Here is a 23370-nt window from a genome sequence, read left to right as displayed (position 1 = left end):
GCGTTCTTTGTGTGTGTTTCCCCCTGGAGGCTCTGCCATGGCCCGTTCCACGATGCTGCTCGCGATCGGTGTGCTCGCGGTAGGGGCCGTCGCATGTGCCCCGGCCGACCAGCCGGCTGCCACGGCGACCGGTCCCGCCGCGACCGGCTCCACGGCGGCCGACGCCTGCGCCAAGGACCAGCTCAAGCTCGTCAACGGCGGCAAGCTGACGGTCGGCACCGACAAGCCGGCCTACGAGCCGTGGTTCAAGAACGACGACCCGAGCAACGGCCAGGGGTTCGAGAGCGCGGTGGCGTTCGCGGTGGCCGGTGAGCTCGGCTTCGACCGGACCGAGGTGGAGTGGAGCACGGTCAAGTTCGACTCCGCGTTCGCACCCGGGGCCAAGCAGTTCGACTTCGACGTCAACCAGGTCTCGATCAACCCCGACCGCGCCAAGGCCGTCGACTTCAGCAAGGGCTACTACACGGTCAAGCAGGCCGTCGTGGCGATCAAGGGCAGCAAGTTCGCCGAGGCCAAGAGCGTGGCCGAGCTCAAGGACGCCAAGTTCGGCGTCCAGGTGGGCACCACGTCGCTGGCCGGCGTGAAGGACGTCGTCAAGCCCTCCGCCGAGCCCAACGTCTACAACGACCAGGTCGACGCCGTGAACGCGCTGAAGAACAAGCAGGTGGACGCGATCGTCGTCGACCTGCCCACCGCGTTCTACGTGACGGCCGCCCAGGTGGAGAACTCCAAGATCGTCGGCCAGTTCAGCTCGACCGGCGGCACGCCGGAGGAGTTCGGGCTGGTCATGGAGAAGGGCAGCGCGCTCAAGCCCTGCGTCGACAAGGCCGTCGACGCGCTGAAGTCGAAGGGTGAGCTGGCGAAGATCGAGCAGGAATGGCTGGGCTCGGCGGCGGGCGCGCCCGAACTGTCGTGAGCCCGACCAGTAAGCCCGTGAGCGAGCACGTCCCCTCGCAACGGCAGCTTGAGCGCGAGCGCGTCCGCCGGTCACGGGCGCGCCGCTCGGCCTCGATCGCGACGGCCTCGACGATCGTGTTCATCGTCCTGGTCGCCGTCCTGGTCACGAACTCGCCCGGCTGGCCCCGGGTCCAGGAGGCGTTCTTCGCGCCCGAATGGTTCGTCGCCGCGCTGCCCAAGGTGCTGGAAGGGTTCCTGCTCAACATCAAGATGTTCCTGATCGCCGAGCCGCTGATCCTGATCGTCGGGCTGCTGGTGGCGCTGGCCAGGGGCATCACCACGCCCGCGTTCTTCCCGATCAGGGCCCTGGCCACGCTCTACACCGACGTCTTCCGCGGCGTGCCGACGATCCTGGTCATCTACCTCATCGGGTTCGGGCTGCCCGCGCTGCGGTTGCAGGGCATCCCGACCGACCTGGCGACGCTGGGCGTGATCGCGCTGACGCTGTCGTACGGCGCGTACGTGGCCGAGGTGTTCCGCTCCGGCATCGAGTCGGTGCATCCGAGCCAGATCGCCGCCGCCCGCTCGCTGGGCCTGAGCCACTTCAAGGCCATGCGGTTCGTGGTGCTTCCGCAGGCCACCCGCAGGGTCGTGCCGCCGCTGCTCAACGACTTCGTCTCGCTGCAGAAGGACACCGCCCTGGTGGCCACCATCGGGCCGCTGGAGGCGCTCAGGCAGGCTCAGATCATCGCCACCAGCAAGTTCAACTACACCCCCTACCTGGTCGCCTCGCTGGTGTTCATCCTGCTCACGATCCCGATGGCCAGGTTCACCGACCACCTGGCCGCCCGTACGCGCAGGAGGCGTGGCGCATGAGCCTGCTGACCATCGAAGGGGTGTGGAAGAACTTCCACGGCCACAGCGTGCTGCGCGGGATCGACCTTGAGGTGCAGGCGCACGAGGTCGTCAGCCTCATCGGCGCGTCCGGGTCGGGCAAGTCCACCCTCCTGCGCTGCGTGAACCTGCTGGAGACCGTCGACGACGGCGCCATCCACCTCGACGGCCAGGAGATCACCGACCCCCGCGTGGACGTCGACGACGTGCGCAAGCGGCTCGGCATCGTCTTCCAGGCGTTCAACCTGTTCCCGCACATGAGCGTGCTCGACAACATCACGCTCGCGCCCCGGCGGGTGCTCAAAACGTCCAAGGAACAGGCCGAGGAGCAGGCGCACGAGCTGCTGGCCAGGTTCGGGCTCGCGGCCAAGTCCGGCGCGTACCCCGACCAGCTCTCGGGCGGGCAGCAGCAGCGGGTGGCGGTCATCCGGGCGCTGGCCATGCAGCCCAGGCTGATGTTGCTGGACGAGGTCACCTCGGCGCTCGACCCCGAGCTGGTGGTGGAGGTGCTGGGGATCGTCAGGGAGCTCAAGGAGTCGGGGATGACGATGATCCTCACGACCCACGAGATGAGCTTCTGCCGCGACATCTCCGACACTGTGTGCTTCCTCGACGGCGGGGTGCTGGTGGAGAAGGGCCCGCCGGAGAAGATCTTCGCCGCGCCGGAGCAGCCGCGCACCAGGGAGTTCCTGCGCAGCGTGCTCGAATCCGGACGCCTCTAGCGACGGTGGCGGCCCCGGCCGGGCTCGGCCGGGGCCTCCCGCGGGGTGGCCAGCAGGCTGTGGCGGCGGCCGTACAGAAGGTAGACCAGCAGGCCGAAGGCCATCCACAGGACGAACCACGCCCAGGTGAGCAGGCGCAGGTTGAGCATCAGCCACAGCGTGGCGACCAGCGACAGCGCGGGCAGCAGCGGCGAGAGCGGCACGCGGAAGCCGCGTTCCAGGTGCGGCATGCGCCGCCGCATCACGATCACCCCGGCCGCCACGAACAGGAACGCGAAGAGCGTCCCGATGACGACCAGTTCCTGCATGGTGAGCACCGGGACGAACTCGGCCAGCACGATCGCGATGAACCCGATCACCAGCGTCACCCGCGACGGGGTGTGGTACTTGCGGCTGACCGTGGCCAGGCCGCGCGGGATCAGCCCGTCGCGGGCCATCGAGAACAGCACCCGCGTCTGACCCACGATCAGCACCAGGATCACGGTCGTCAGCCCGAGCACCGCCCCCGCGTCGATGACGTGCACCATCCAGTCCACGCCCACGGCACGGAACGCGCTGGACAGCGGCGCATCCCCACTGATCTTCGTGTACGACACCATGCCCACCATGACCAGCGCGACCGCCAGATAGATGACCGTGGCGATCACCAGGCTGCGGATCATGCCCTTGGGCACCGACTTCGGCGCGTTGACGCTCTCCTCGGCCGAGGTCGCGACGATGTCGAAGCCGATGTAGGCGAACGCGATCGCCGAGGCCGCGGCGAAGACGCCGAACCAGCCGAAGGCCATGCCGTGCCCGGCGAAGAGCTCGATGATGGTCTGCGGACGGACGGGCAGGGCCTTGGGCTCGACGTAGAAGTCGCCGTAGTTGGCCACGTCGATGTGGGTCAGGCCCACGACGATGACCGCCCCGATGGCCAGCAGCTTGGCCGACACCATGATCCACAGCGCCCGGAGCCCCACCCGCGCGCCGACGGCCACGATGCCCGTGAGCAGCACCAGGATGACCAGGACGAGCACGTCGTCCACACCCTGAGGCACCCGCACGCCGAAGTCGGCGACCGCCTTGACCGCGATGGACGCCCACGCCCTGGCCACCACCGCGGCGGCGAACTGCAGCTCCAGGATCAGCGCCCAGCCGATGATCCAGGCCCAGACCTCGCCGAAGATGACGTACGTGAAGGTGTAGGCGCTGCCCGAGGTCGGCATCGTGGACGACAGCTCGGCGTAGCACAGGCAGGCGAGCAGGCACGCGATACCGGCAATCATGAACGAGAGGATCACGCCGGGACCGGCCATGGTGTGGGCCTGCTCGCCGGCGATGCTGAAGATGCCGGCGCCGATGATGACGCCGAGCCCGAGAACGACGAGGTCGGCCGGGCGGTAGACCTCGGGCAGGCTGTGCCGGGCGCCGGTGCGTAACCCGGTCGCCTCTGACGGTGGCAGTCGTCGAAGAATCGTGGACACGGAACACCCCGCTCAGGGAACTCGCCCACTCTGTCTCACCACTTGGACAACGGCAAGCACAGGACGATTACGGTGACCCGGCGTCCGGGCGTCCGCAGGGGGGGACGCGGCTGGTCGGATCGGCTACGCGCCGGTCACCAGCCAGGCCGTGCCGACCGCGCGCCGCCCGAGGGTGATCAACCGGGCGATCATCCACACCCCGAGCGCGCACCAGAGCGCGACCACGCCGAACCCGGCGGCCAGGAACGCCGCCGGCAGGTACGCCAGCGTCGTCCACACCCCGGCCCAGGCCAGGTAGCGCTGGTCGCCCGCGCCGATCAGCACGCCGTCGAGCACGAACACCACGCCGCAGATCGGCTGGAACAGCGCGACCGGCCACAACACGGCCAGGAGCTCGCCGGTCACCGCCGGGTCGGCGCCGAACAGGCCGGGCAGCAGCGGCCTGGCCGCCACGACCACCACGCCCAGCGCCAGGCCCGACCACAGGCCCCACTGCATCATCCGCCTGGTCGCGGCCCTGGTGGCCACCGTGTCCCCGGCGCCGAGCGAGCGTCCGGTGATGGCCTGGCCGGCGATCGCGATCGCGTCCAGGGCGAAGGCCATCAGGTTCCACACCTGGCCGGCGATGGCGTACGCGGCCAGTTCGGCCTGGCCCATCCTGGTGGCGACCACCGTGCCCACGATGAGCACGATCCGCAGGCACACCGTACGGATGAGCAGGGCGAAACCGGCCGTACCGGCCTGCCGGACGCCCGCCAGGTCGGGCATGAGCGGCGTGCCGAGCCGTCGCGCGCCCCTGACCACCACGACCAGGTAGACGGCCGCGCCCAGCGTCTGGGCCAGCGTGGTGCCCCAGGCGGAGCCGGCGATGCCCCACTGCAGCCCGAGCACGAACCAGGCGTTCAGCGCCGCGTTCAGCGCGAACGAGCCCACGGCCACCACCAGCGGCGTGACGGTGTCCTGAAGCCCGCGCAGCACCCCGGTGCCGGCCAGCACGACCAGCATGCCGGGCGCGCCGAGCAGGCTGATCCGCAGGTACGTCACGGCCAGCGCGGCCTGGTCGGGACCGGCTCCGAACAGGTCCACCATGGCCGGCGCCAGCGGCCAGCCCAGGGCGATGAGCACGACGCCGATGGACAGGGCGAGCCAGATGCCGTCCACGCCGTTGCGCATGGCCCGCGTGTGGTTGCCGGCGCCGCTCTGCCGCGCCACGGATGCCGTCGTGCCGTAGGCCAGGAAGACGCAGAGGTTCACCAGCGTCGCCAGGACGGCCCCCGCCACCCCCAGCGCGCCCACGGCCGTGGTGCCGAGGCCGTGGCCGACGATGGCGTAGTCGGCCAGCAGGAAGAGCGGCTCGGCGACCAGCGCGCCGAACGCCGGCAGCGCGAGCCGCAGAATCTCCCGGTCCTGGGGTGTAATGGGCATTTGTCTATTATGGCCATTACACGGCGTGTCGGGCCAACTTTCTTTCCTCCACAGTCGGTGGACACTGTTTGCCCAGGTCAGACGATGATCGGTGCATATCCGAAAGAGTTATCCCCAGGCTCGTCCACAGAGCTTTCACACCCTGAGCGCGATAGTGCACAGCTCACCCACAGCGTTGTCCACAGGCCGCGTTGCCCTCACGCGCCGAACGAGCGAAACTGTCACACCGGTCGGCTACAAGTGGGGGTGGTGCGACCGCCTGCAAGGTTGTTCGAGGGGGCGCGGTGAGCATTGACGAAGAGGGCGGCGGAGGCCCCGGTTTCGAGCGCACCCCGCCGCACAACATCGAGGCGGAGCAGTCGGTGCTCGGCGGCATGCTGCTGTCGAAGGACGCCATCGCCGACGTCGTCGAGATCCTGCGGTCCGACGACTTCTACCGGCCCGCCCACCAGATGGTCTACGACGTCATCACCGACCTCTACGGCCGCGGCGAGCCCGCCGACGCCGTCACCGTCTTCGACGAGCTGCAGAAACGCGGCGAGATGGCCCGGGTGGGCGGCGCCGCCTACCTCCACACGCTCACGGCGGTCGTCCCCACGGCCGCCAACGCCGGCTACTACGCCAAGATCGTGCGCGAGCAGGCGATCCTGCGCCGTCTCATCGAGGCCGGCACCCGCATCGTCTCCTTCGGCTACGGCGGCCAGAACGAGGAGGTCGACGACCTCGTCGACCGCGCCCAGGCGGAGATCTACAAGGTCACCGAGCGCCGCACGTCGGAAGACTACGCGCCGCTGGCCGACATCATGCCGGGCGCCCTCGACGAACTGGAGGCCATCGGCAGCCGCGGCGGCCAGATGGTCGGCGTCCCGACCGGCTTCCAGGACCTCGACCAGCTCACCAACGGCCTCCACCCGGGCCAGATGATCGTCGTGGCCGCCCGCCCGGCCATCGGCAAAAGTACCCTTGGTCTAGATTTCGCACGATCTGCGGCGATCAAGCATGGAATGACCACTGTCATCTTCTCGCTGGAGATGTCCCGCAACGAGATCACCATGCGTCTGCTGTCCGCCGAGGCCAGGGTCGCCCTGCACGCGATGCGCTCGGGCATGATGGGCGACGACGACTGGACCCGCCTCGCGCGCAGGATGAGCGAGGTGGCCGAGGCGCCGCTGTTCATCGACGACTCGCCCAACATGTCGATGATGGAGATCCGGGCCAAGTGCCGGCGGCTCAAACAGCGCAACGACCTGCGGTTCGTGGTCATCGACTACCTCCAGCTCATGAGCTCGCCGAAGAAGACCGAGAGCCGCCAGAACGAGGTCTCGGAGATCTCCCGTGCCATCAAGCTGCTGGCCAAGGAGCTGGAGGTGCCGGTCATCGCCATCTCCCAGCTCAACCGAGGCCCCGAGCAGCGCACGGACAAGCGCCCGGCGGTCAGCGACCTTCGCGAATCGGGCTGCCTGGCCGCCGCCACCCGCATCATGCGCGCCGACACCGGCGCCGAGGTGTCGATCGGCGAACTGCTGGAGAGCGGCGCGCGGGACATCCCGGTGTGGTCGCTCGACGAACGGCTGCGGCTGGTGCCGCGCACGATGACCCACGCCTTCCCGAGCGGGGTCAAGGAGGTCTTCCGCCTGCGCCTGCGCTCGGGGCGTGAGATCGAGGCCACCGCGAACCACCCCTTCCTGACCTACGACGGCTGGCGGCCACTGGGTGAGCTGACCACCGGGTCCCGGCTGGCGGTCCCACGTCACGTTCCGGCACCGCAGGGCCTCCAGGAGTGGCCGGAGGCGGAGATCGTGCTGCTCGCGCACATGATCGGCGACGGCTCCTTCGTCAAGCGCCAGCCGATCCGCTACGCGAGCACGGACGAGGCCTGCCTGACGGCGGTCACGCGGGCGGCCGAGCACTTCGGGATCAGTGCGGTCCGCGACGAGTACGCTGCCGCCCGGGTCACCACCTTGAGGTTGCCGGCTCCGCACCGGCTGACGCACGGCAGGCGCAACCCCGTCGCCGCCTGGCTGGACGGCTTGGGGCTCTTCGGGTTGCGGAGCCATGAGAAGTTCGTCCCTGATGGGGTCTTCTCCCTGCCCAAGAAGCAGATCGCGCTGTTCCTGCGGCACCTGTGGGCCACCGATGGCTGTGTGTGGTGGGACGCGAAGAGCGGTCAGTCGAGGATCTACTACGCCTCGACGAGCCGCAGGCTGGTGGACGACGTGGCTCGGCTGCTCCTCCGGTTCAACGTGATGACCCGCGTGAAGGAGGTGCGGAAGGACGGTCACAGGCCCGGATACCAGTTGGCCGTCTACGGTGCCGAGAACCAGCTGCGGTTCCTGGACGAGGTGGGCGTGCACGGCGAGCGGTCGGCGCAGGCGGACGCGTCCGCGGGCCGGCTGCGGGAGATCAAGGGCAACACCAACCTGGACACGGTTCCCCGCGAGATCTGGGACCGCGTGCGCGGCGTGCTGTCGGAGCGCGGAATGACTCACCGGGAGTTCTCCGCCCGGCTCGGTACCCAGTTCTGCGGCAGCACGTTGTGGAAGCACGCGCCGAGCCGGGAACGTCTGGGCAAGGTGGCTTCGATCCTCGACGACGCCGACATGGAGATGCTGGCGACGAACGACGTGTTCTGGGACGAGGTCGCATCCATCGAGAGCCTGGGCGATCAGCCGGTGTTCGACGCCACGGTCCTCGGCACCCACAACTTCGTCGCCAACGGCATCGCGGTGCACAACAGCATCGAGCAGGACGCCGACATGGTCATCCTGCTGCATCGTGAGGACGCCTACGAGCGGGAGTCCCCCCGGGCCGGTGAGGCCGACCTGATCGTGGCCAAGCACCGTAACGGTCCCACCGCCACGGTGACCGTGGCCTTCCAGGGTCACTACAGCCGTTTCGTGGACATGGCCCAGCACTGACCCCGCAGAACCACGAAAGCCGGGTCAAGGTGTGACAAAGCAGACAGCGCGGAAGGGATGGCGATCGATCACCGGGGCGCTTTACCCGATGACTGAAGCAAAGGGGAGAACGCCATGACCATCCTGATCGCCTACGACGGCTCGGCCGACTCGCGCAGCGCCATCGAGTTCGCCGCCAAGCACCTGGCCGCCCAGCCGGCCGTCGTCGTCACCGTGTGGGAGCCGCTGCTCGTGCAGGTCAGGAAGCACCCGCTGGCGGCGGGGGCGATCTCCCCCGAGACCGAGACCGAGGGGCAGGCCCAGGCCGAGTACTACGCCAAGGAGGGCGCCGAGCTGGCCACCGCCGCCGGGCTGCCCGAGGTGAGCCACCGCGCGGTCGCCGACAACGAGTCGATCTGGAAGACGATCGTCGACGTGGCCGACGAGCTGGACGCCTCGCTCATCGTGACCGGTTCGCGTGGCCTGGCGGGGGTCAGATCGGTGCTGCTCGGCAGCGTGTCCAACCATGTGCTGCACCACGCCCGCCGGCCGACGCTCATCGTTCCGCCGGCTGCGCAGCCGAAGGCGTGACGCAGCAGACCTTGGGCGGGGACAGCCGGGTGTCCATGCGACGGGCGCCCGGTCCCTCCTCGCCGAGCCGGTCGCGGGGGTTGGCCACCGGGCACCGGTCGAGCGACAGGCAGCCGCAGCCGATGCAGTCGGTCAGGTCGTCGCGCAGCCGCTGAAGTTGTTCGATGCGGTCGTCGAGCTCGCCGCGCCAGGCGGCCGACAGCCTGGCCCAGTCCTCCCGGGTGGGGGTGCGCCCGTCGGGCAGCTCGGAGAGCGCGTCCTTGATGGTCGCGAGGGGGATGCCGAGGCGTTGCGAGAGCCGGATGAAGGCGACCCTGCGCAGCGTGTCGCGGTGGTAGCGGCGCTGGTTGCCCGCTGTGCGGCGGCTGGCGATGAGCCCCTTGGTCTCGTAGAAGTGCAGGGCGGAGACGGCCACGCCGCTGCGCTCGGCGAGCTGTCCGACCGTCAGTTCTCTGCTGTTCCAGGCGACCATACCTGAAGCTTACTTGAGGGTTCGTTCGAAGAACGTCTCCAGCACGACGACGGTCTGGGTGCCCGTCACGCCGTCCACCTCGAAGATCTGGCGCAGGACGTCCTGGAGCTCTTTGGTGCTGGACGTGCGCACCTTGAGCAGCAGCGACGCGGGCCCGGCGATGACGTGGGCCTCCTCGACGGCGGGAATCCGCGCCAGCAGGCCGGCGCTGTCGCCCATCCAGCTCGCGCCGTCCACCAGCACGTAGGCGGTCACGGTGCGGCCGAGGGCGGCCTGGTCCACCTCGATCGTGGTGCGCCTGATCACGCCGCGCTCGCGCAGCTTGCGCACGCGTTCGTGCGCGGCCCCGCTGGACAGCCCCACCGCCTTGCCGAGCGCGGCGTACGACTGCGTCGCGTCCTCCAGCAGCAGGCCGATCAATGTCCTGTCGATCTCATCCACAACCGAATGCTATCTGGTGAAATGTGGTGATGGTCGAATGGCGTATGGTGGCCGCCATGGACACGATCCCCACCGAGTTCGAGGTTCTGGACGAGCGCTTCGCCACGATCGGCGGCGACGACCGGATCGAACGCCTCCACACGGGCACCCGTTGGGCCGAGGGCCCGGTCTACTTCCCGGCCGGCCGCTTCCTGGTCTGGAGCGACATCCCCAACGAGCGCATGCTGCGCTGGGACGAGATGACCGGCGCCGTCGGCCCGTTCCGGCAGCCGTCCGGCTACACCAACGGCAACACCCTCGACCGCGAGGGCCGGTTGATCTCGTGCGAGCAGGGCAACCGCCGCGTCACCCGCACCGAGCCCGACGGCTCGATCACCGTCATCGCCGACCGCTGGCAGGGCAAGCGCCTCAACAGCCCCAACGACGCGGTCGTGCGCTCCGACGGCTCCGTCTGGTTCACCGACCCCCCGTACGGCATCACCAGCAACTACGAGGGCGTCGTGGCCGAGCAGGAGATCGACGGCTGCCACGTCTACCGCGCCGACCCGGTGACCGGCGAGGTGCGCGTGGTGGCCGACGACTTCGTCCGCCCCAACGGCCTGGCCTTCTCCCTCGACGAGAAGCTGCTGTACGTCGCCGACACCAGGGCCAGGCACCTGCGCGTCTTCGAGGTGCGCGAGGACGGCACGCTGTCGGGCGGCCGGGTCTTCGCCGAGGGCACCCAGGCCGACAACTTCGACGGCATGCGCCTCGACGACACCGGCCGCGTCTGGGCCGCGGCGGGCAAGGCGCTGCTCTGCTACGACCCCGACGGCACCCTGATCGGCCGGCTCAGGCTGCCGGAGTTCACCGCGAACCTGGTGTTCGGCGGGCTGAAGAGGAATCGGCTGTTCATCGCCTCCTCCTCTTCGCTCTACTCCCTGATGACCAACGTCACCGGCGCCCGCCCGGTCTGGGCCCGCCGCTGACGTCCCTACTCCCATCGGAACAGCCGCACGGCCAGGCCCCCGAACACCGCCAGCCCCGCGGCCATCACCACCAGGTGCAGGAGTTGGGGGCTCTGCCCCGCCCAGGTGTCCTTGAGCGCCTGGGCGAACGGCCCGGCCACGGAGAAGTCGCTGACCTTGCGCAGGGCGTCCGGCATCATCTCGCGCGGCAGCCACATGCCGCCGACGAACATGAGCGGGAACATCACCGCCGAGCCGATCCCCGAGGCCGCCTTCCCGTTGGGCGCCAGCGCCGCGATCACCAGGCCGATGGCCATCAGCGCGGCGGTGCCGAGCAGGAAGACCAGCACGAACCCGAGCCACTGCCTGGGCGCCGACGTCCCGAACGCCGCCATCCCGGCCACGATCAGCACGACCGTGGACACGGCCCCGACGGTCAGGTTGATCAGGAGCTGGACGGTCAGCAGCCGTCCGGGATGCACCGGCGTGGTGGACATGCGCCTGAGCACGCCCTGCTCCCGGTAGCCGGCCAGCACGGTGGGCAGCACGCTGCAGGCCAGCGTCAGCAGCGCGAGCAGGGTCATCATGGCCGGCATGTGGGCGTCCACCGACCGCAGTCCGGAGGCGTCGGGCTTGGTCATGTCCGGCACGCTGAGCCCCAGCACCAGCAGCAGGCCGACCGGCAACCCGATGGTGAAGATCATGAACGGCCAGTCGCGCAGGTGCAGCTTGGCCTCCACGAGCAGGATCTTCGTCATGACAACTTCCTTCCGGTGAGCGCGAGGAACGCGTCGTCCAGGGTCGCCTGCTCGATGCGCAGGTCGGCGGGGATGATCTGGTGCTGTGCCAGGGCCAGCGTGACCACGTGGGCGAGGTTGCCGGTGCCGGACACCGAGACCTGCCCGCCGTGCCGGACGACCTCGCGCACCTCGGGCAGCGCCAGCAGCACGGCGTCGTCCAGCGGGCCGGAGGGGCGGAACCGTACGTGCTGCTCGGCCTCCACCTGGGCGATCAGCCCCGCGGGCGTGTCGGTGGCCACCACCTTGCCCGCGTCGATGAGCGCGAGCCGGTCGCAGAGCCGCTCGGCCTCCTCCATGAAGTGGGTGACCAGCACGATCGTCACGCCCGAGTCGCGGACCTGCTCGATCAGCTCCCAGGTGTCCCTGCGGGCCTGCGGGTCGAGGCCGGTGGTCAGCTCGTCGAGCACCGCCACCCGGGGCCGGCCCACCAGCGCCAGCGCGACCGACAGCCGCTGCCGCTGGCCGCCGGACAGGCTCTTGAAGGCGGCGTCCCGTTTGTGCGCCAGGCCGACGTGTTCGAGCAGTTCCCGCCAGTCGGCCGGGTCGGGGTAGAAGGAGGCGTACAGGTCCAGGGCCTCCCACACCTTGATCTTCTCCGGCAGCGCGGCGCTCTGCAGCTGCATGCCGAGCACCCGGCGCAGCTCGTCGCGGTCGCGCCGCGGGTCGAGGCCGGCCACGCGTACGGTGCCGCCGTCCGCCTGGCGCATGCCCGCCACGCACTCCACGGTCGTGGTCTTGCCGGCGCCGTTGGGGCCCAGGATGCCGAAGATCTCGCCCTCGGCGACCTCGAAAGACACGTCGTCCACCGCGAGGTGGTTCGGATACTGCTTGCGCAGGTTCCTCACTTCGATCACCTTCATGGCATCGACGCTAGGAGCTGCGGGTTTTCCGGGGAATCTCGGTAGATGCCGAGCAAGGGTGTATCTAGGTGCAATGTCCCCGGCGGGGATGTTGGCGCAGACTAGGGGCATGCTGCAACGGTTCGGGCAGGTCGCGGTCTTGTTCGCGCTGCTGCTGGTCGAGGTGGCGCTGATCCCCTTGGCCGGCGCCATGATCACGCTGTCGTTCGCGCTGGGGATGGTCTTCTTCTTCCCGTGGCAGGCCAGGCTGGTCAGGCGGACGGCCGAGCGCCACCGCCACCTGCTGCGCGCCTGGACCGGCGTCGAGATCGAGGCGCCCTACCTGCCCGAGCCGCCGCCGCCGGTCCCCATGGCCGACGGCCTCTACCGCGTCGACCGCACGCTGTACAAGTCGCCGCGCATGCCGGCCTGGAACGACCGGTTCAAGTGGCTGCTCACCGACCCGGCGACCTGGCGCGACACGCTCTGGCTGACGCTCGACCCGATCGTCAAGATCGGCCTGCTGCCGCTGTTCGTCCTGCTCCCGGCGCGCGGCCTGCGTCTGTACGCCCTCACCGTCCGACTCCTGCTCGGCGCCACCTCCGCCAGCCGGCTGGCCGTCCAGATCACCCATCTCCGGCAGGTGCGCAACCTGGCCGCCGACTCCCAGGCCGCCGAGATGCGCAGGATCGAACGCGACCTGCACGACGGCACCCAGGCCCGGCTGGTGGCCATCGGCATGACGCTGGGCGCGGTCGAGCAGCTCATCGACGACAACCCGGCCGCCGCCAAGGCCCTGCTGGCCAAGACCAGGGACGCCTCCGCCGAGACCCTGACCGAGCTGCGTACCGTCATCCGCGGCATCCACCCGCCGGTGCTGGCCGAACGCGGCCTCGCCGACGCCGTGCGCGCCCTGGCCATGGACAGCCCGCTGCGCGTCAAGGTGGACGTCGAGCTGCCCCACCGCCTGGAACCCCCGGTGGAGGCGGCGGCCTACTTCGCGATCAGCGAACTGCTCGCCAACGCCGCCCGGCACAGCGGCGCCGAGTCGGTGGCCATCGACATCAGCGTCAACGGCGCGGCCCTGCGCGTCACCGTCAGCGACGACGGCATGGGCGGCGCCGACCCGGCCAAGGGCAGCGGGCTGACCGGCATCGAACGCCGCCTGGCCGCCTTCGACGGCGTGCTGGCCCTGCACAGCCCGCCGGGCGGCCCCACCACCGTCACCCTGGACGTCCCGCACGTCCTTCCCGACCAGGCCGAGCAGGCGAAACTGCCGCCCAGGAAGGCCGCCACGATCGCCGTCCTGTACGGCACGGCCTGGTGCCCGCTGTTCCCCCAGGGCCTCGTCACGGCCATCTTCAAGGCGTTCCACATCGACGAGCGCAGCTGGTTCCTCGCCCTGTACCTGCCCGAGCCCCTGCAGTGGCCGGTGATCGTGGCCAACATCGCCCTCGGCACGCTCATGTACATTGCGGCCATGCGCATCCGGCTCGTCCACAACAGAAGCCTCGTGCTCGGCCGCGTCGGCGGTCTGGGGCCGTGCTGATGCAGCGGGTGCTCGTCGCCGAAGACCTCTACCTGCTCAGAGACGGCCTGGTCCACCTGCTGCAGGCGCACGGGTTCACGGTCGTCGCCGCCGTCGAGAGCGGGCCGGAGCTGCTGAAGGGCCTGCTGGAGCTGCGTCCAGACGTCTCGGTCGTCGACGTACGGCTGCCGCCCACGTTCACCGACGAGGGCCTTCAGGCCGCGCTGGCCGCCCGCGCGCAGATCCCGGGGCTGCCCGTCCTGGTGCTGTCGCAGCACGTCGAGCAGCTCTACGCCCGCGAGCTGCTGGCCGACGGCTCGGGCGGCATCGGCTACCTGCTGAAGGACCGGGTGTTCAACGCCGAGCAGTTCGTCGACGCCGTGCGCAGGGTGGCCGAAGGCGGCACCGCGATGGACCCCGAGGTGATCGCCAAGCTGCTGGCCAGCAACGCCAGGAACGAGCCGCTGGCCGCGCTCACGCCCCGCGAGCGCGAGGTGCTGGAGGCCATGGCGGAGGGCCGCTCCAACGCCGCGATCTCCCAGCGGCTCTTCCTCAGCGAGAGCGCGGTCGCCAAGCACACGGCCGGCATCTTCGCCAAGCTCGGCCTGGCCCCCTCCGACGACGACAACCGCCGCGTCCTCGCCGTGCTCGCCTACCTGAACAGCCGCGCCTGATCCCACCAGGCTCATGGTGCACAGGGCGCTCAGCCGTGCCCGGACACAGCCGGAGTTGTCGGTGGGAGCGGCTATTTTCATAGAGGCACGGCGCGACGAAAGGGTGGATCCTCGTGAAGATCCGGGTTAACCGCGATGTACTGGCAGATGCGGTGGCATGGGCCGCCAGAGTCCTGCCCAGCCGCCCGGTGGTGCCCGTACTCTCCGGGTTGTTGCTGGAGGCGGGCGAGGAGCTGAGCCTGTCCGCCTTCGACTACGACGTCTCCGCGCGCGCCCTGGTCGACGCCGACGTGGTCGAGTCCGGGAGCGTGCTCATCCCCGGCCGCCTGCTCGCCGAGATCAGCCGCAGCCTGCCCGCCGAAGACGTCGAGATCGTCACCGAGGGCGCCGAGGCCGTGCTGACCTGCGGCAGCGCCGAGTTCGGGCTGATCACGATGCCGGTCGAAGACTTCCCGGCCCTGCCCACGATGCCCCCGAGCATCGGCGCGATCGGCGGCGGCGTGTTCGCCTCCGCAGTGAGCCAGGTCGCGCCCGCCGCCAGCCGCGACGACACGTTGCCGATGCTCACCGGCATCCGGGTCGACATCGAGGGCGAGTCCGTGGCGATGGCCTCCACCGACCGCTACCGCATCGCCGCCCGCGACTTCGCCTGGCGTCCGGCCGCTCCCGACGTCGCCGTCTCGGCCATGGTGCCGGCGAAGGTGCTGGTCGAGGTGGCCAAGTCGCTGCGCGGCGGCGAGGTGTCGGTCGCGATGGGCGACGGCGTGGCCGGGTTCGAGAGCGTCGGCCGCAGCACCACCGTGCGCCTGCTCGACGAGCAGTTCATCGACTACCGGGCCAGGCTGACCTCCGACTGGTCGATCAGGGCCGACGTCGCGGTGACCCCGTTCGTCAACGCGATCAAGCGGGTGGCCCTGGTGGCCGAGCGCAACACCGCGATCCGGCTGTCGTTCTCGCAGGGCCAGGTGCTGATCCAGGCGGGCGGCGGCGACATCGGGCGCGGCACCGAGGTGGTCCCGTGCGAGCTGCGCGGCGACGACATCCAGATCGCCTTCCAGTCGCAGTTCCTGCTCGACGGCCTGACCGGCATCGAGACCGAGCTGGCCAGGCTCAACATGGAGTCGCCGACCAGGCCCGCCCTCATCCAGGACGTGCCGGGCGACGCCCAGCCCGCCTTCCGCTACCTGGTCATGTCGCTGCGCCTGACCTGAGGTCGCCTGCCCCGAGCCGTCACTCCGCCGCGCCCGTCTGCCGCTCGGCGACCAGCTTGAAGACCCTCTTGAACTCCGCGTACGCCTGCTCGCCCACGGCCCGTGCGTGCGCGGCCTCCATCTCGGCGATGATCGCGTCCGACTTCGCCATGTGGTCCAGCGCCTTGTCCGTCGGCACGATCAGCTTGGCCCGCCGGTCGGCGGGGTCGGGCTGCCGCTCCACGTAGCCGAGCGCGACCAGCTCGTCCACCAGCGTGCCGATCACCTGCTTGTGCTGCCCCGACTGCGCGGCCAGGTCGGTCGCCCTGCTGCCCTCCTCGTCCAGGTAGGCCAGCACGGCGCCGTGCCGCGGCCGCAGCCCCGGATGCCCCTGCTCGGCCAGCTTGGCGAACAGGTCGCGTTGCAGGGCGAAGAGCGTGCGCCCCGCCAGGACGCCGAGGTCTGGTTCGTCCTGCTTGCGATGACTCCTGCGCACGGGTGGCCCTCCAATTAGTCACTGATTTTGACTGTCACTGATTCTTACTATATCGTCGTGCCATGACCACGACAGTGGAACTCACCAGATTCAGAGTGTCCCCGGAACGCGCCGACCAGTTGCTGGCGGCCCGTCCGGGCATGCTCGCCGACTTCGCGGCCGACCGCGCCGGCTTCCTCGGCGCCCGGCTGGTCCGCCTGTCGGACGACGAATGGCTGGACATCGTCGACTGGCGCTCGGGCGACGACTTCGCCGCCTCCCGGGCCAAGGGCGCGAACCTGCCCGGCATCCAGAAGTTCTTCGACCTGATCGACGAGTTGATCTCCGCAGAAGAGGGGACATTGCGATGACCATCCTGATCACCGGCGCCACCGGCACCGTCTCCGGGGCCGTGCTGAAGTCGCTGGGCGACCTGAGCGACGTGCGCGTCCTGGTGCGCGACGCGGCCAGGGCCCCCGAGGGCGTCGAGGTGGCCGTCGGCGACCTCGACCAGCCCGCCACGCTCGACGCCGCCTTCGAAGGGGTCGACACCCTGTGGCTGCTGACCGCCATGGGCCCCCAGGCGCCCCATGCGAGCATGAACGCCCTCTGGGCGGCCCGGAAGGCCGGGGTGCGGCACGTCGTGCGCCTGTCGGCCATCGGAGCCGCCCACGACGCCCCCACGCGCAACGGCCGCCTGCACGCCCTGTCCGACGTCGAGCTGGCCGCCTCGGGCCTCGACTGGACCGTCATCCGCCCGGCCTTCTTCATGCAGAACCTGCTCGGCTCGGTCGCCGGCGACACCCTCTACGGCGGCACGGGCGAGGGCCGGATCGGGCTGGTCGACGTCCGCGACATCGGCGACTTCGCCGCCGCGGTGCTGCGCGACCCGGCGCCGCACAAGGGCCGCATCTATACGCTCACGGGCCCGGCCAGCATCTCGCTGGGGGAGGCGGCCGGCGCCCTGACCGACGTCTACGGCACGCCGATCGCCTACCAGCCGGTCGCCCCCGACGACGCCTACCGCTCGATGCTCGACGCCGGCATGCGCGAATGGGACGCGGCTGTCACCAGGGAATACCTCACGGCGTACGCCGCGAACTGGGGCGACCTCACGACGACGGCCTTCACCGACGTGACCGGGCGCCCTGGCCGCAGCTTCGCCGAGTTCGCCAAGGACCATGCGGCCGAGCTGCGCCCCGCCGCATGAGGGCCGGTCAGGAGTCGGTGAGGGCGATGAGGATGTGCTCCATGCACGCGTGCCCGGCCCGCTCGGCCGCGGTGGCGTCGCCGGCGGCGATGGCGCGGGCGATGGCGTCGTGCGGGATGTAGCTCTTGTTGAACGACGTGCCCGCGGCGGTGATGCTGGCCCGCAGAGCCGCCGAGAAGTCCTCGTAGAGGTCGATGAGCACGAGGTTGTGGGTGGCGTGCGCGACCGCCATGTGGAAGGCGAGGTCGGCCTCGACGAAGAAGTCGGGGTCGTCCAGCTCCCAGGCGCGGTCGCGTTCGGCCAGCGCGGCCTCGATGCGGCGGATGTCCTCGTCGGTGCGCCGGGTCGCGGCCAGCCGGGCGGACTCGACCTCCAGCGCGCGCCGCACCTCAAGGATCTCCAGCTGCTCGGCCTGGCGCAGCCGGCGCAGCATCGCCCCCGACAGCTCACTGGTCGCCCGGACGTAAGTGCCGTCCCCCTGACGGCACTCCAGCAGCCCGGCGTGCGTCAACGCGCGCACGGCCTCGCGAACGGTGTTGCGTCCCACTCCGAGTTGCTCGGCGAGCACGGTCTCGGTGGGGATCTTGCCGTTCATCTGCCACGACCCTGAGGTGATCTGCTCCTTGAGCTGATCGATCACCTGGTCGACGAGCGAAGCCCGCTGCGCCGTACGCAGACTCACAGTCCGCCTCCTCCGGGGAAACCAATCATCCTATGAGTCAATGACTGGTCGACCCTAATTATTCCAGACTCAAAAGTCCAAATCTGGAGCTCCCGGAGGTTCAGTGCGCGACCGTGGCCTCGACCGTCACCCCTGCCAACGCGGAGCGAACTCCGGCAGCTTCAAGGGCTTTACGATATGCGGCGGTCTGCTGTGCCCTCGCCCCGACCCTGCCGTAGAGGTCACCCAGCTCCCGCCAGCAGCGGGCGGCCGGCCTGTCGGACCCGAACACCGGACGGTCGAGCGAGTCGAGCAGCTCGTGCGCGGTACGGAGCTGCGTCATGGCACTGCCGTCGAGGTCGAGCGCGACGGTGGCGAGCACGAGGTTCGCCTCGGCCGGCGTGGTGCCCGAGCCGTCGTGGGCCAGCCCCAGCGCCGTGGTGGCCAGCTCGGCGGCGCCCGCCTGGTCGCCCGCCCGCAGCCGCACCCGAGCATGCGCGACCAGGCTCTCGCCGTGCTCGCGGACGCTGCCGGGAGAGGACGCGAACGCCCGCGACGCGGCGGCGGCCAGCCGCTCGGCCTCGTCGAGCGGCGCGGTGACCAGCCTGGACCAGTGCATGGCCGCCCGCGCGAGCTGGAGCGCGAGCCGGGACTGACGACCGGCCATGATGGCGTCGTCGGCCAGGCGCACGGCCAGCGCGGAGTCCTCACCGGCGGCGGCGGCGGAGCTCGCCTGCCACAGGGCGTGGATCTCCTCGGAACGGTCCATAACTTCAGGAACGCCGCTGTTGTCCAGCACCCGCTTGACGTACTCGAGCTCGGGGGAGTCGCCCTGACGCTCGCTGCGCGCCTCGACCAGAGCGGTGGCCAGGTCGACCGCGATCTCGCCCTGCGAGATGGACAGCCGCTCCGCCTGCTCCAGCGCGGACGCGGCCAGATCACGGGCCCGCAGCCGGTCGCCGGCCCGCTGGTAGCAGCGGCTCAGCGCGATCGTGAGCGGCAGGTCGGCCAGCCGCTCGGGATGCGCGGCGGCCTCCCTGCGCAGCCGTTCGAACGCCTCGACGGCCTGGCCGAGACGCCCCTGCACCTCCAGCGCACGGGCCCGGCCGAAGCGGGCGTGCGCGGTGAGCATGGCGTTCTCCTCGTCGGCCGCCTTCACGATCTCCGTGAAGCGGTCGGCCGCCACCGCGGGGTCGCCGTGCTGCAACTCCAGCTCGGCATGGCGAAGACCCAGCTCGGTGTCGATGCGCTGCCGCGGCTCGATGCCGTGCAGGAGGAACTCGGTGGTGCACCCCAGCCGCTCGGCGAGGAGGCGGGCCACGACAGGAGTCGGCGTGCGCTTGCCCGACTCGATGAGCGAGACATAACTGTCAGACAGGTCGGGTCCGGCCAACTGGGCCTGGGACATCCGCCTGTTCAGCCGCAGTCCACGGACGCGGTCACCGATGGTTCCCTGACTCGGCATCTCATCTCTCAAGGCGGGGAAGGGTCAACAACACGCAATGATTGCATGAAGTAGCCGAATCTGGTATCCCCGCGTGAAGAATTTGCCACGCGGAGTTTAATCGTCGCTGTCGTCCTTGCTGGGGAAAAGCATCTGGCAGACCTCCAGGTAGAGGGTCTCCGGATACGGAATGTACTCGACCGTTGACAGAGCCTGGTCCTGACCAGCGGACTCGAGGATGAACTCGCCGTAACCGAGCATGCGCCCCAGGAGAGATCGCTGGAAGCTCATGTCGGTGACCTTGCCGAGCGGCATCATCGCGACCTTGCGCGTGATCAGCCCGGTGGTGAGCAACATCCGCTTGGACGTCACCACAAAGTAATCGACCGACCACTCGGCGACTTTCCACACGAAGCGCACGAGCAGCAGCAGCCACAGCCACCACACCACGACGAGCGCCGTGCCGCCGGACTCCCCGCCACCGAAGAACTTGCTGAGGAGCCCGGCGATGACCAGGCCGCCGAAGACCTCGGCGACCGGGCGCAGCAGCACGGCGGGATGACGCCGCACCATGATGACCTGTTGTTCGTTGGGGAGGAGGTAGCGGTTGACCGACGACGGAGCAGAGTCCCCGTGGGTCACCAGTCTCATGCGAGGTTGTTCACAAATTGGGCCAGAGAGTCGGCCGCGTTGAACACCGTGTCGAACGCCCCCTTCACCGCGTCTGCGGCATCAGCTGGTCGTGCGAACAGGTAGTACGCCACAAATGCGATACCACCGTATGTGAGGACTTTTTTGACCTGCACTGTCGCCTCCGTGCCACTAACCCACTCCACCCGCCGTATACATTACCCACCCGGTAGCCGGGGTAAAGGTAACTTGGCGGGTTAGTTTCGATCTTGGATTGGCTCTTGCTCAGCCACGTTCGCTGGCGACCAGCGCCAGGACGTGAAGGTGCTTCCGGGCGATGCGCTCCACAAGGCTCGGATGCGCATAGCCGGTGACCTCCAGCGCGCCGTAGTGCGCTGCTTCCACACAGCGCGTTACGGTGGTGGAGGAATGCACGCCGGCGAACTCGTCGCGCAGCGCGGCCTCGACCTCCGCGTACGGGGTCGGGTCGGCCTCGGTGTGCTCGCTCATGCGCCCTCCTGTGCTGGTCGCATGAGACGGGGCGCTGCTGTTGCCGGTCGGTCGCTCGTTCACGAGGACTCCTCGGCACCGGGCATGTCGCTCATCGTGCTTCCCCCACGCGCATGCGGAAGTTCCCTTCCTGTCTCTTCGTACCCACCCAACCACAGTATGTAACGAAGTGACGACCCAGCGTAAGGAGAAGGGGAGCCGATGGAAGGGTCAGACCACGCCGTAGAGGCGGTCGCCGGCGTCGCCGAGGCCGGGGACGATGTAGCCGTTCTCGTTGAGCCGCTCGTCGAGGGCGGCGGTGACCACGCGGATGGGCCTGCCGGAGCCGGCGAACACCTTGTCCATGTACGCCAGGCCCTCAGGGGCGGCCAGCAGGCAGATCGCCGTGACGTCGACCGCGCCCCGGTCGAACAGGAACTGCACGGCCGCGGCCAGCGTGCCGCCGGTGGCGAGCATCGGGTCGACGACGAAGCACTGACGCCCGGACAGGTCGTCGGGCAGGCGGGTGGCGTACGTCTCGGCCTGGAGGGTGGACTCGTTGCGGATCATGCCGAGGAAGCCGACCTCGGCGGTGGGCAGCAGCCGGGTCATGCCGTCGAGCATGCCGAGCCCGGCGCGCAGGATGGGCACGACCAGCGGCTGGGGCTTGGCCAGCCGCACGCCGTGGGCGGGGGAGACCGGGGTCTGGACCGTCACGTCGGTGACCCGGACGTCGCGCGTCGCCTCGTACGCCAGCAGCGTCACCAACTCGTCCGCGAGCCTGCGGAAGGTCGGGGAGTCGGTGCGGACATCGCGCAGCGTGGTGAGCTTGTGAGCCACGAGCGGATGGTCGACGACGAGGGTTTCCATAGCGCCCAACGGTATCCGGTGGACGGAGTGGTGGCATCCCGGGCCTTTGGTTTTGATCACAATTTGGTCGGAGAAGCACACGCCGCGTGGCCTGTTCTGGAACGATTGGGGTCTGGTGCGAACCTGTCGTGTCAGAGGCTCGGGTGGGGATGGCGATGACAGACGAAGATGCGCTCGACTTCGCCATAGTGATTTACCGCGAGGACGAGCGGTGGCACGCTGAGCTGCTGCCCGTCACGCTCACGTCCGACCTCGACGGCCTGATCCAGGCCCTCAGGCAGCAGCCGAGCGAGAGCGGCACCATCGGCCTGATCGCCGTCGGCGACGAGTTCTTCGTGGCGCTGCGCGTGCTCGGCGAGCGGGTCGACGTCTTCCTGTCCGACATCGCCGCCTCCTGGGACTTCCCGCTCGCCCGCCAGGTGCTGCACTACCTCGACGTGCCGGTCCCCGACGAGGAGGAGCTCGACGAGATCCTCCAGGACGAGGAGACCGTGCTGCCGGCGGGAGATCTGTCGATCTTCGCCGATCTCGGATTGGACGAGATGGAGCTGGGCATCCTCTCCGGCGACATCGATCTCCTCCCCGAAGATGTGCTGTCCAGCATCGCCGCGCGGCTCGGCTTCTCCGAGCCGTTCGAGCGTGCCATCGAATCGGTCTTCGGCTGAACCCCCCTGGAGTGCGGGCATGGCGTCCAACACCTTCTCTGCGGCTTTTGTCAGGACTTCCGACGGCTGGACCGGCGCCGAGGTCGATCTGCGCGACGCGGAGATCGTCGACGACTTCGGTGACGCCGTCATCGAGACGCTGGGCCTGACGGGCGACGAGCTGGCCCTGCTCTGCGTCGAGGTCGAGGACGAATGGTTCGCCATCGCCCGCTACCGCGGCGAGGACGAGCCCCGGGTGTTCCTGTCGGACGTGCACGCGATCGCCTCCAACAGCATGGGCGAGCTGTTCGCCGAGTTCGCCGGCGTGGCCCCCGACAAGGAGGGCAACGGGCTCGGCGTGCGGCCCGCCGGTGACTTCGAGCTGCTCGGCGACCTCGGCGTGAGCTCGGAGGAGCTGCTGGAGCTGAGCATGGAGGAGGGCCTGCTGCCCGCCGACGTCCTCTCGGTGATCGCCGAACGGCTGTCGTTCGCCGACGAGCTCGACCGGTTGCGTTGACCCACGAGGAAGCGATGCGGCTGGCCCTGGCCGAGGCCGTCGCGGCCGGCGGCAGGGGCGAGATCCCCGTCGGCGCCGTCGTGCTCGGCCCGCTGGGCGAGGTGCTGGCCGCGGCGGGCAACGACCGCGAGTCCGCCGCCGATCCCACCGCGCACGCCGAGGTGCTCGCGCTCAGGCGGGCCGCCGCGCTGCGCGGGCAGTGGCGGCTGAGCGGCTGCACGCTGGTCGTCACGCTGGAGCCGTGCACGATGTGCGCGGGCGCGTCCGTGCTCGCCCGGGTCGACCGGATCGTGTACGGCGCCGTCGACGCGAAGGCCGGCGCTGTGGGCTCGCTCTGGGACGTCGTACGAGACCGCAGGCTCAACCATCGGCCCGAGGTCGTCATGGGCGTATTGGCCGAAGAGTGCTCTGCCGTCCTCAAGGAGTTCTTCGCTACTCGGAGAATCCGGTAAGCTCGTCCGCGGTGGTGTCGCCTAGTGGCCGAGGGCGCACGCCTCGAAAGCGTGTGATGGGGCAACTCATCCGTGGGTTCAAATCCCACCACCACCGCCATGTGATGTCTCGGGACATCGGAAACCCTCGAACCTACGGGTTCGGGGGTTTCGTCTTGTTCGGGTTTGCCTGGGGCTGGTAGTCGCGGGCAGGGT

The 23370-nt window shown here is 69.6% G+C and carries 27 protein-coding genes and 1 tRNA gene; 15 read left to right on the top strand and 13 right to left on the bottom strand.

Features of this window, described 5'->3' with window-relative positions; all coding sequences use genetic code 11:
- Nucleotides 1-37: 37 nt before the first annotated feature.
- From ACFYYW_RS44280 to ACFYYW_RS44270, 3 genes are read left to right on the top strand one after another with little or no spacing between them, the layout of a single operon-like run.
- Entirely contained in the window at nt 38-916 is an 879-nt protein-coding gene (locus ACFYYW_RS44280) for an ABC transporter substrate-binding protein (RefSeq protein ID WP_387659362.1), read from the top strand.
- A 17-nt stretch (nt 917-933) separates the two neighbouring features.
- Nucleotides 934-1773, top strand: coding sequence for an amino acid ABC transporter permease (locus ACFYYW_RS44275; protein ID WP_387659359.1), 840 nt, complete (start codon nt 934-936; stop codon nt 1771-1773).
- Nucleotides 1770-2513: an amino acid ABC transporter ATP-binding protein gene (locus ACFYYW_RS44270; RefSeq protein ID WP_387659356.1), complete on the top strand. Its 744-nt coding sequence runs from the start codon at nt 1770-1772 to the stop codon at nt 2511-2513. The genes ACFYYW_RS44275 and ACFYYW_RS44270 overlap by 4 nt, the downstream gene beginning before the upstream one ends.
- On the opposite strand, the gene ACFYYW_RS44265 is transcribed toward ACFYYW_RS44270, so the two are convergent.
- Nucleotides 2510-3979, bottom strand: a complete 1470-nt coding sequence (locus ACFYYW_RS44265) for an APC family permease (RefSeq protein ID WP_387659353.1) — start codon at nt 3977-3979, stop codon at nt 2510-2512. The genes ACFYYW_RS44270 and ACFYYW_RS44265 overlap by 4 nt on opposite strands.
- A 123-nt stretch (nt 3980-4102) precedes the next feature.
- Complete coding sequence (locus tag ACFYYW_RS44260; RefSeq protein ID WP_387659350.1) at nt 4103-5404, bottom strand: MATE family efflux transporter; 1302 nt, start codon at nt 5402-5404, stop codon at nt 4103-4105.
- Nucleotides 5405-5688: 284 nt separating this feature from the next.
- On the opposite strand from ACFYYW_RS44260, the gene ACFYYW_RS44255 reads away from it, so the two are divergent.
- A complete protein-coding gene (locus ACFYYW_RS44255) occupies nt 5689-8322 on the top strand; it encodes a replicative DNA helicase (RefSeq protein WP_387659347.1) in 2634 nt (877 codons plus the stop codon).
- Nucleotides 8323-8436: 114 nt separating this feature from the next.
- Nucleotides 8437-8892: a universal stress protein gene (locus tag ACFYYW_RS44250; protein WP_352318473.1), complete on the top strand. Its 456-nt coding sequence runs from the start codon at nt 8437-8439 to the stop codon at nt 8890-8892.
- On the opposite strand, the gene soxR is transcribed toward ACFYYW_RS44250, so the two are convergent.
- Together soxR and ACFYYW_RS44240 are read right to left on the bottom strand one after the other, a co-directional pair.
- Nucleotides 8858-9364 carry a redox-sensitive transcriptional activator SoxR gene (gene soxR, locus ACFYYW_RS44245; protein ID WP_352318471.1) on the bottom strand — a complete coding sequence of 169 codons (507 nt, stop codon included), beginning with the start codon at nt 9362-9364 and terminating at the stop codon, nt 8858-8860. The genes ACFYYW_RS44250 and soxR overlap by 35 nt on opposite strands.
- A 9-nt stretch (nt 9365-9373) precedes the next feature.
- A complete protein-coding gene (locus ACFYYW_RS44240; RefSeq protein ID WP_387659343.1) occupies nt 9374-9805 on the bottom strand; it encodes an Lrp/AsnC family transcriptional regulator in 432 nt (143 codons plus the stop codon).
- 56 nt (nt 9806-9861) lie between these two features.
- Between ACFYYW_RS44240 and ACFYYW_RS44235 the strand changes: the two genes are divergently transcribed.
- Nucleotides 9862-10773 carry an SMP-30/gluconolactonase/LRE family protein gene (locus tag ACFYYW_RS44235; RefSeq protein WP_387659340.1) on the top strand — a complete coding sequence of 304 codons (912 nt, stop codon included), beginning with the start codon at nt 9862-9864 and terminating at the stop codon, nt 10771-10773.
- Nucleotides 10774-10778: 5 nt separating this feature from the next.
- Here the strand turns inward: ACFYYW_RS44235 and ACFYYW_RS44230 are convergent, their stop codons facing one another.
- On the bottom strand, nt 10779-11510 hold the full coding sequence (locus ACFYYW_RS44230) for an ABC transporter permease (RefSeq protein ID WP_352318465.1): 732 nt from the start codon (nt 11508-11510) through the stop codon (nt 10779-10781).
- On the bottom strand, nt 11507-12412 hold the full coding sequence (locus ACFYYW_RS44225; RefSeq protein WP_387659336.1) for an ABC transporter ATP-binding protein: 906 nt from the start codon (nt 12410-12412) through the stop codon (nt 11507-11509). Before ACFYYW_RS44225 ends, ACFYYW_RS44230 begins: the two co-directional genes overlap by 4 nt.
- Nucleotides 12413-12521: 109 nt before the next feature.
- Here ACFYYW_RS44225 and ACFYYW_RS44220 point away from each other — a divergent pair, with 109 nt between their 5' ends.
- From ACFYYW_RS44220 to dnaN, 3 genes are all read left to right on the top strand, one after another.
- The gene (locus ACFYYW_RS44220) at nt 12522-13940 is read left to right on the top strand and encodes a sensor histidine kinase (RefSeq protein WP_387659333.1); all 1419 of its coding nucleotides are present in this window, start codon (nt 12522-12524) and stop codon (nt 13938-13940) included.
- Nucleotides 13940-14593 (top strand): response regulator transcription factor, encoded by a 654-nt coding sequence (locus ACFYYW_RS44215; RefSeq protein WP_352318460.1) that lies wholly within the window; start codon nt 13940-13942, stop codon nt 14591-14593. Before ACFYYW_RS44220 ends, ACFYYW_RS44215 begins: the two co-directional genes overlap by 1 nt.
- 113 nt (nt 14594-14706) lie before the next feature.
- Complete coding sequence (gene dnaN, locus ACFYYW_RS44210; RefSeq protein ID WP_387659330.1) at nt 14707-15804, top strand: DNA polymerase III subunit beta; 1098 nt, start codon at nt 14707-14709, stop codon at nt 15802-15804.
- Between the two features lie 19 nt (nt 15805-15823).
- Here dnaN and ACFYYW_RS44205 read toward each other — a convergent pair whose 3' ends face one another.
- Nucleotides 15824-16279, bottom strand: a complete 456-nt coding sequence (locus ACFYYW_RS44205; protein ID WP_387659327.1) for a MarR family winged helix-turn-helix transcriptional regulator — start codon at nt 16277-16279, stop codon at nt 15824-15826.
- A gap of 62 nt (nt 16280-16341) precedes the next feature.
- On the opposite strand from ACFYYW_RS44205, the gene ACFYYW_RS44200 reads away from it, so the two are divergent.
- Entirely contained in the window at nt 16342-16629 is a 288-nt protein-coding gene (locus ACFYYW_RS44200; RefSeq protein ID WP_387659324.1) for an antibiotic biosynthesis monooxygenase family protein, read from the top strand.
- Nucleotides 16626-17468: an SDR family oxidoreductase gene (locus tag ACFYYW_RS44195; RefSeq protein WP_387659321.1), complete on the top strand. Its 843-nt coding sequence runs from the start codon at nt 16626-16628 to the stop codon at nt 17466-17468. Before ACFYYW_RS44200 ends, ACFYYW_RS44195 begins: the two co-directional genes overlap by 4 nt.
- A 7-nt stretch (nt 17469-17475) precedes the next feature.
- Here the strand turns inward: ACFYYW_RS44195 and ACFYYW_RS44190 are convergent, their stop codons facing one another.
- The 6 genes from ACFYYW_RS44190 to upp all read right to left on the bottom strand — a co-directional run bounded on the left by ACFYYW_RS44190 (nt 17476) and on the right by upp (nt 21562).
- Nucleotides 17476-18150 (bottom strand): FadR/GntR family transcriptional regulator, encoded by a 675-nt coding sequence (locus tag ACFYYW_RS44190; RefSeq protein WP_352318450.1) that lies wholly within the window; start codon nt 18148-18150, stop codon nt 17476-17478.
- Between the two features lie 100 nt (nt 18151-18250).
- The gene (locus ACFYYW_RS44185; protein ID WP_387659317.1) at nt 18251-19594 is read right to left on the bottom strand and encodes a helix-turn-helix domain-containing protein; all 1344 of its coding nucleotides are present in this window, start codon (nt 19592-19594) and stop codon (nt 18251-18253) included.
- A 96-nt stretch (nt 19595-19690) separates the two neighbouring features.
- Nucleotides 19691-20224 (bottom strand): PH domain-containing protein, encoded by a 534-nt coding sequence (locus ACFYYW_RS44180; protein ID WP_352318446.1) that lies wholly within the window; start codon nt 20222-20224, stop codon nt 19691-19693.
- A complete protein-coding gene (locus ACFYYW_RS44175) occupies nt 20221-20379 on the bottom strand; it encodes a hypothetical protein (protein WP_352318444.1) in 159 nt (52 codons plus the stop codon). Before ACFYYW_RS44175 ends, ACFYYW_RS44180 begins: the two co-directional genes overlap by 4 nt.
- A 109-nt stretch (nt 20380-20488) precedes the next feature.
- The gene (locus ACFYYW_RS44170) at nt 20489-20713 is read right to left on the bottom strand and encodes a hypothetical protein (RefSeq protein WP_352318442.1); all 225 of its coding nucleotides are present in this window, start codon (nt 20711-20713) and stop codon (nt 20489-20491) included.
- Nucleotides 20714-20923: 210 nt separating this feature from the next.
- Nucleotides 20924-21562, bottom strand: a complete 639-nt coding sequence (gene upp / locus ACFYYW_RS44165; RefSeq protein WP_352318440.1) for a uracil phosphoribosyltransferase — start codon at nt 21560-21562, stop codon at nt 20924-20926.
- Between the two features lie 149 nt (nt 21563-21711).
- Here upp and ACFYYW_RS44160 point away from each other — a divergent pair, with 149 nt between their 5' ends.
- The 4 genes from ACFYYW_RS44160 (at nt 21712) to ACFYYW_RS44145 (ending at nt 23275) form a co-directional block, all read left to right on the top strand.
- On the top strand, nt 21712-22227 hold the full coding sequence (locus ACFYYW_RS44160) for a tRNA adenosine deaminase-associated protein (RefSeq protein ID WP_387659311.1): 516 nt from the start codon (nt 21712-21714) through the stop codon (nt 22225-22227).
- A gap of 19 nt (nt 22228-22246) precedes the next feature.
- On the top strand, nt 22247-22723 hold the full coding sequence (locus ACFYYW_RS44155; RefSeq protein WP_352318437.1) for a tRNA adenosine deaminase-associated protein: 477 nt from the start codon (nt 22247-22249) through the stop codon (nt 22721-22723).
- A 14-nt stretch (nt 22724-22737) separates the two neighbouring features.
- Entirely contained in the window at nt 22738-23175 is a 438-nt protein-coding gene (gene tadA, locus ACFYYW_RS44150; RefSeq protein ID WP_387659535.1) for a tRNA adenosine(34) deaminase TadA, read from the top strand.
- Nucleotides 23176-23185: 10 nt separating this feature from the next.
- A tRNA-Ser gene (locus tag ACFYYW_RS44145) sits at nt 23186-23275 on the top strand.
- The last annotated feature ends 95 nt before the right edge of the window (nt 23276-23370 follow it).

The sequence above is a fragment of the Nonomuraea sp. NPDC001831 genome, assembly GCF_042892035.1.
Taxonomy (GTDB): domain Bacteria; phylum Actinomycetota; class Actinomycetes; order Streptosporangiales; family Streptosporangiaceae; genus Nonomuraea.
The sequence above is the reverse complement of the archived record's forward strand: the minus strand, read 5'-3'. Positions and strand labels throughout refer to the sequence as shown.

Bases quoted from the DNA above. Each gene is read 5' to 3' on its own strand.
- ACFYYW_RS44280 (WP_387659362.1), top strand. From the start codon at position 38: ATGGCCCGTTCCACGATGCTGCTCGCGATCGGTGTGCTCGCGGTAGGG.
- ACFYYW_RS44270 (WP_387659356.1), top strand. From the start codon at position 1,770: ATGAGCCTGCTGACCATCGAAGGGGTGTGGAAGAACTTCCACGGCCAC.
- ACFYYW_RS44260 (WP_387659350.1), bottom strand. From the start codon at position 5,404: ATGCCCATTACACCCCAGGACCGGGAGATTCTGCGGCTCGCGCTGCCG.
- ACFYYW_RS44250 (WP_352318473.1), top strand. From the start codon at position 8,437: ATGACCATCCTGATCGCCTACGACGGCTCGGCCGACTCGCGCAGCGCC.
- soxR (WP_352318471.1), bottom strand. From the start codon at position 9,364: ATGGTCGCCTGGAACAGCAGAGAACTGACGGTCGGACAGCTCGCCGAG.
- ACFYYW_RS44235 (WP_387659340.1), top strand. From the start codon at position 9,862: ATGGACACGATCCCCACCGAGTTCGAGGTTCTGGACGAGCGCTTCGCC.
- ACFYYW_RS44230 (WP_352318465.1), bottom strand. From the start codon at position 11,510: ATGACGAAGATCCTGCTCGTGGAGGCCAAGCTGCACCTGCGCGACTGG.
- ACFYYW_RS44225 (WP_387659336.1), bottom strand. From the start codon at position 12,412: ATGAAGGTGATCGAAGTGAGGAACCTGCGCAAGCAGTATCCGAACCAC.
- ACFYYW_RS44220 (WP_387659333.1), top strand. From the start codon at position 12,522: ATGCTGCAACGGTTCGGGCAGGTCGCGGTCTTGTTCGCGCTGCTGCTG.
- ACFYYW_RS44215 (WP_352318460.1), top strand. From the start codon at position 13,940: ATGCAGCGGGTGCTCGTCGCCGAAGACCTCTACCTGCTCAGAGACGGC.
- ACFYYW_RS44200 (WP_387659324.1), top strand. From the start codon at position 16,342: ATGACCACGACAGTGGAACTCACCAGATTCAGAGTGTCCCCGGAACGC.
- ACFYYW_RS44195 (WP_387659321.1), top strand. From the start codon at position 16,626: ATGACCATCCTGATCACCGGCGCCACCGGCACCGTCTCCGGGGCCGTG.
- ACFYYW_RS44185 (WP_387659317.1), bottom strand. From the start codon at position 19,594: ATGCCGAGTCAGGGAACCATCGGTGACCGCGTCCGTGGACTGCGGCTG.
- ACFYYW_RS44180 (WP_352318446.1), bottom strand. From the start codon at position 20,224: ATGAGACTGGTGACCCACGGGGACTCTGCTCCGTCGTCGGTCAACCGC.
- ACFYYW_RS44170 (WP_352318442.1), bottom strand. From the start codon at position 20,713: ATGAGCGAGCACACCGAGGCCGACCCGACCCCGTACGCGGAGGTCGAG.
- upp (WP_352318440.1), bottom strand. From the start codon at position 21,562: ATGGAAACCCTCGTCGTCGACCATCCGCTCGTGGCTCACAAGCTCACC.
- ACFYYW_RS44160 (WP_387659311.1), top strand. From the start codon at position 21,712: ATGGCGATGACAGACGAAGATGCGCTCGACTTCGCCATAGTGATTTAC.
- ACFYYW_RS44155 (WP_352318437.1), top strand. From the start codon at position 22,247: ATGGCGTCCAACACCTTCTCTGCGGCTTTTGTCAGGACTTCCGACGGC.
- tadA (WP_387659535.1), top strand. From the start codon at position 22,738: ATGCGGCTGGCCCTGGCCGAGGCCGTCGCGGCCGGCGGCAGGGGCGAG.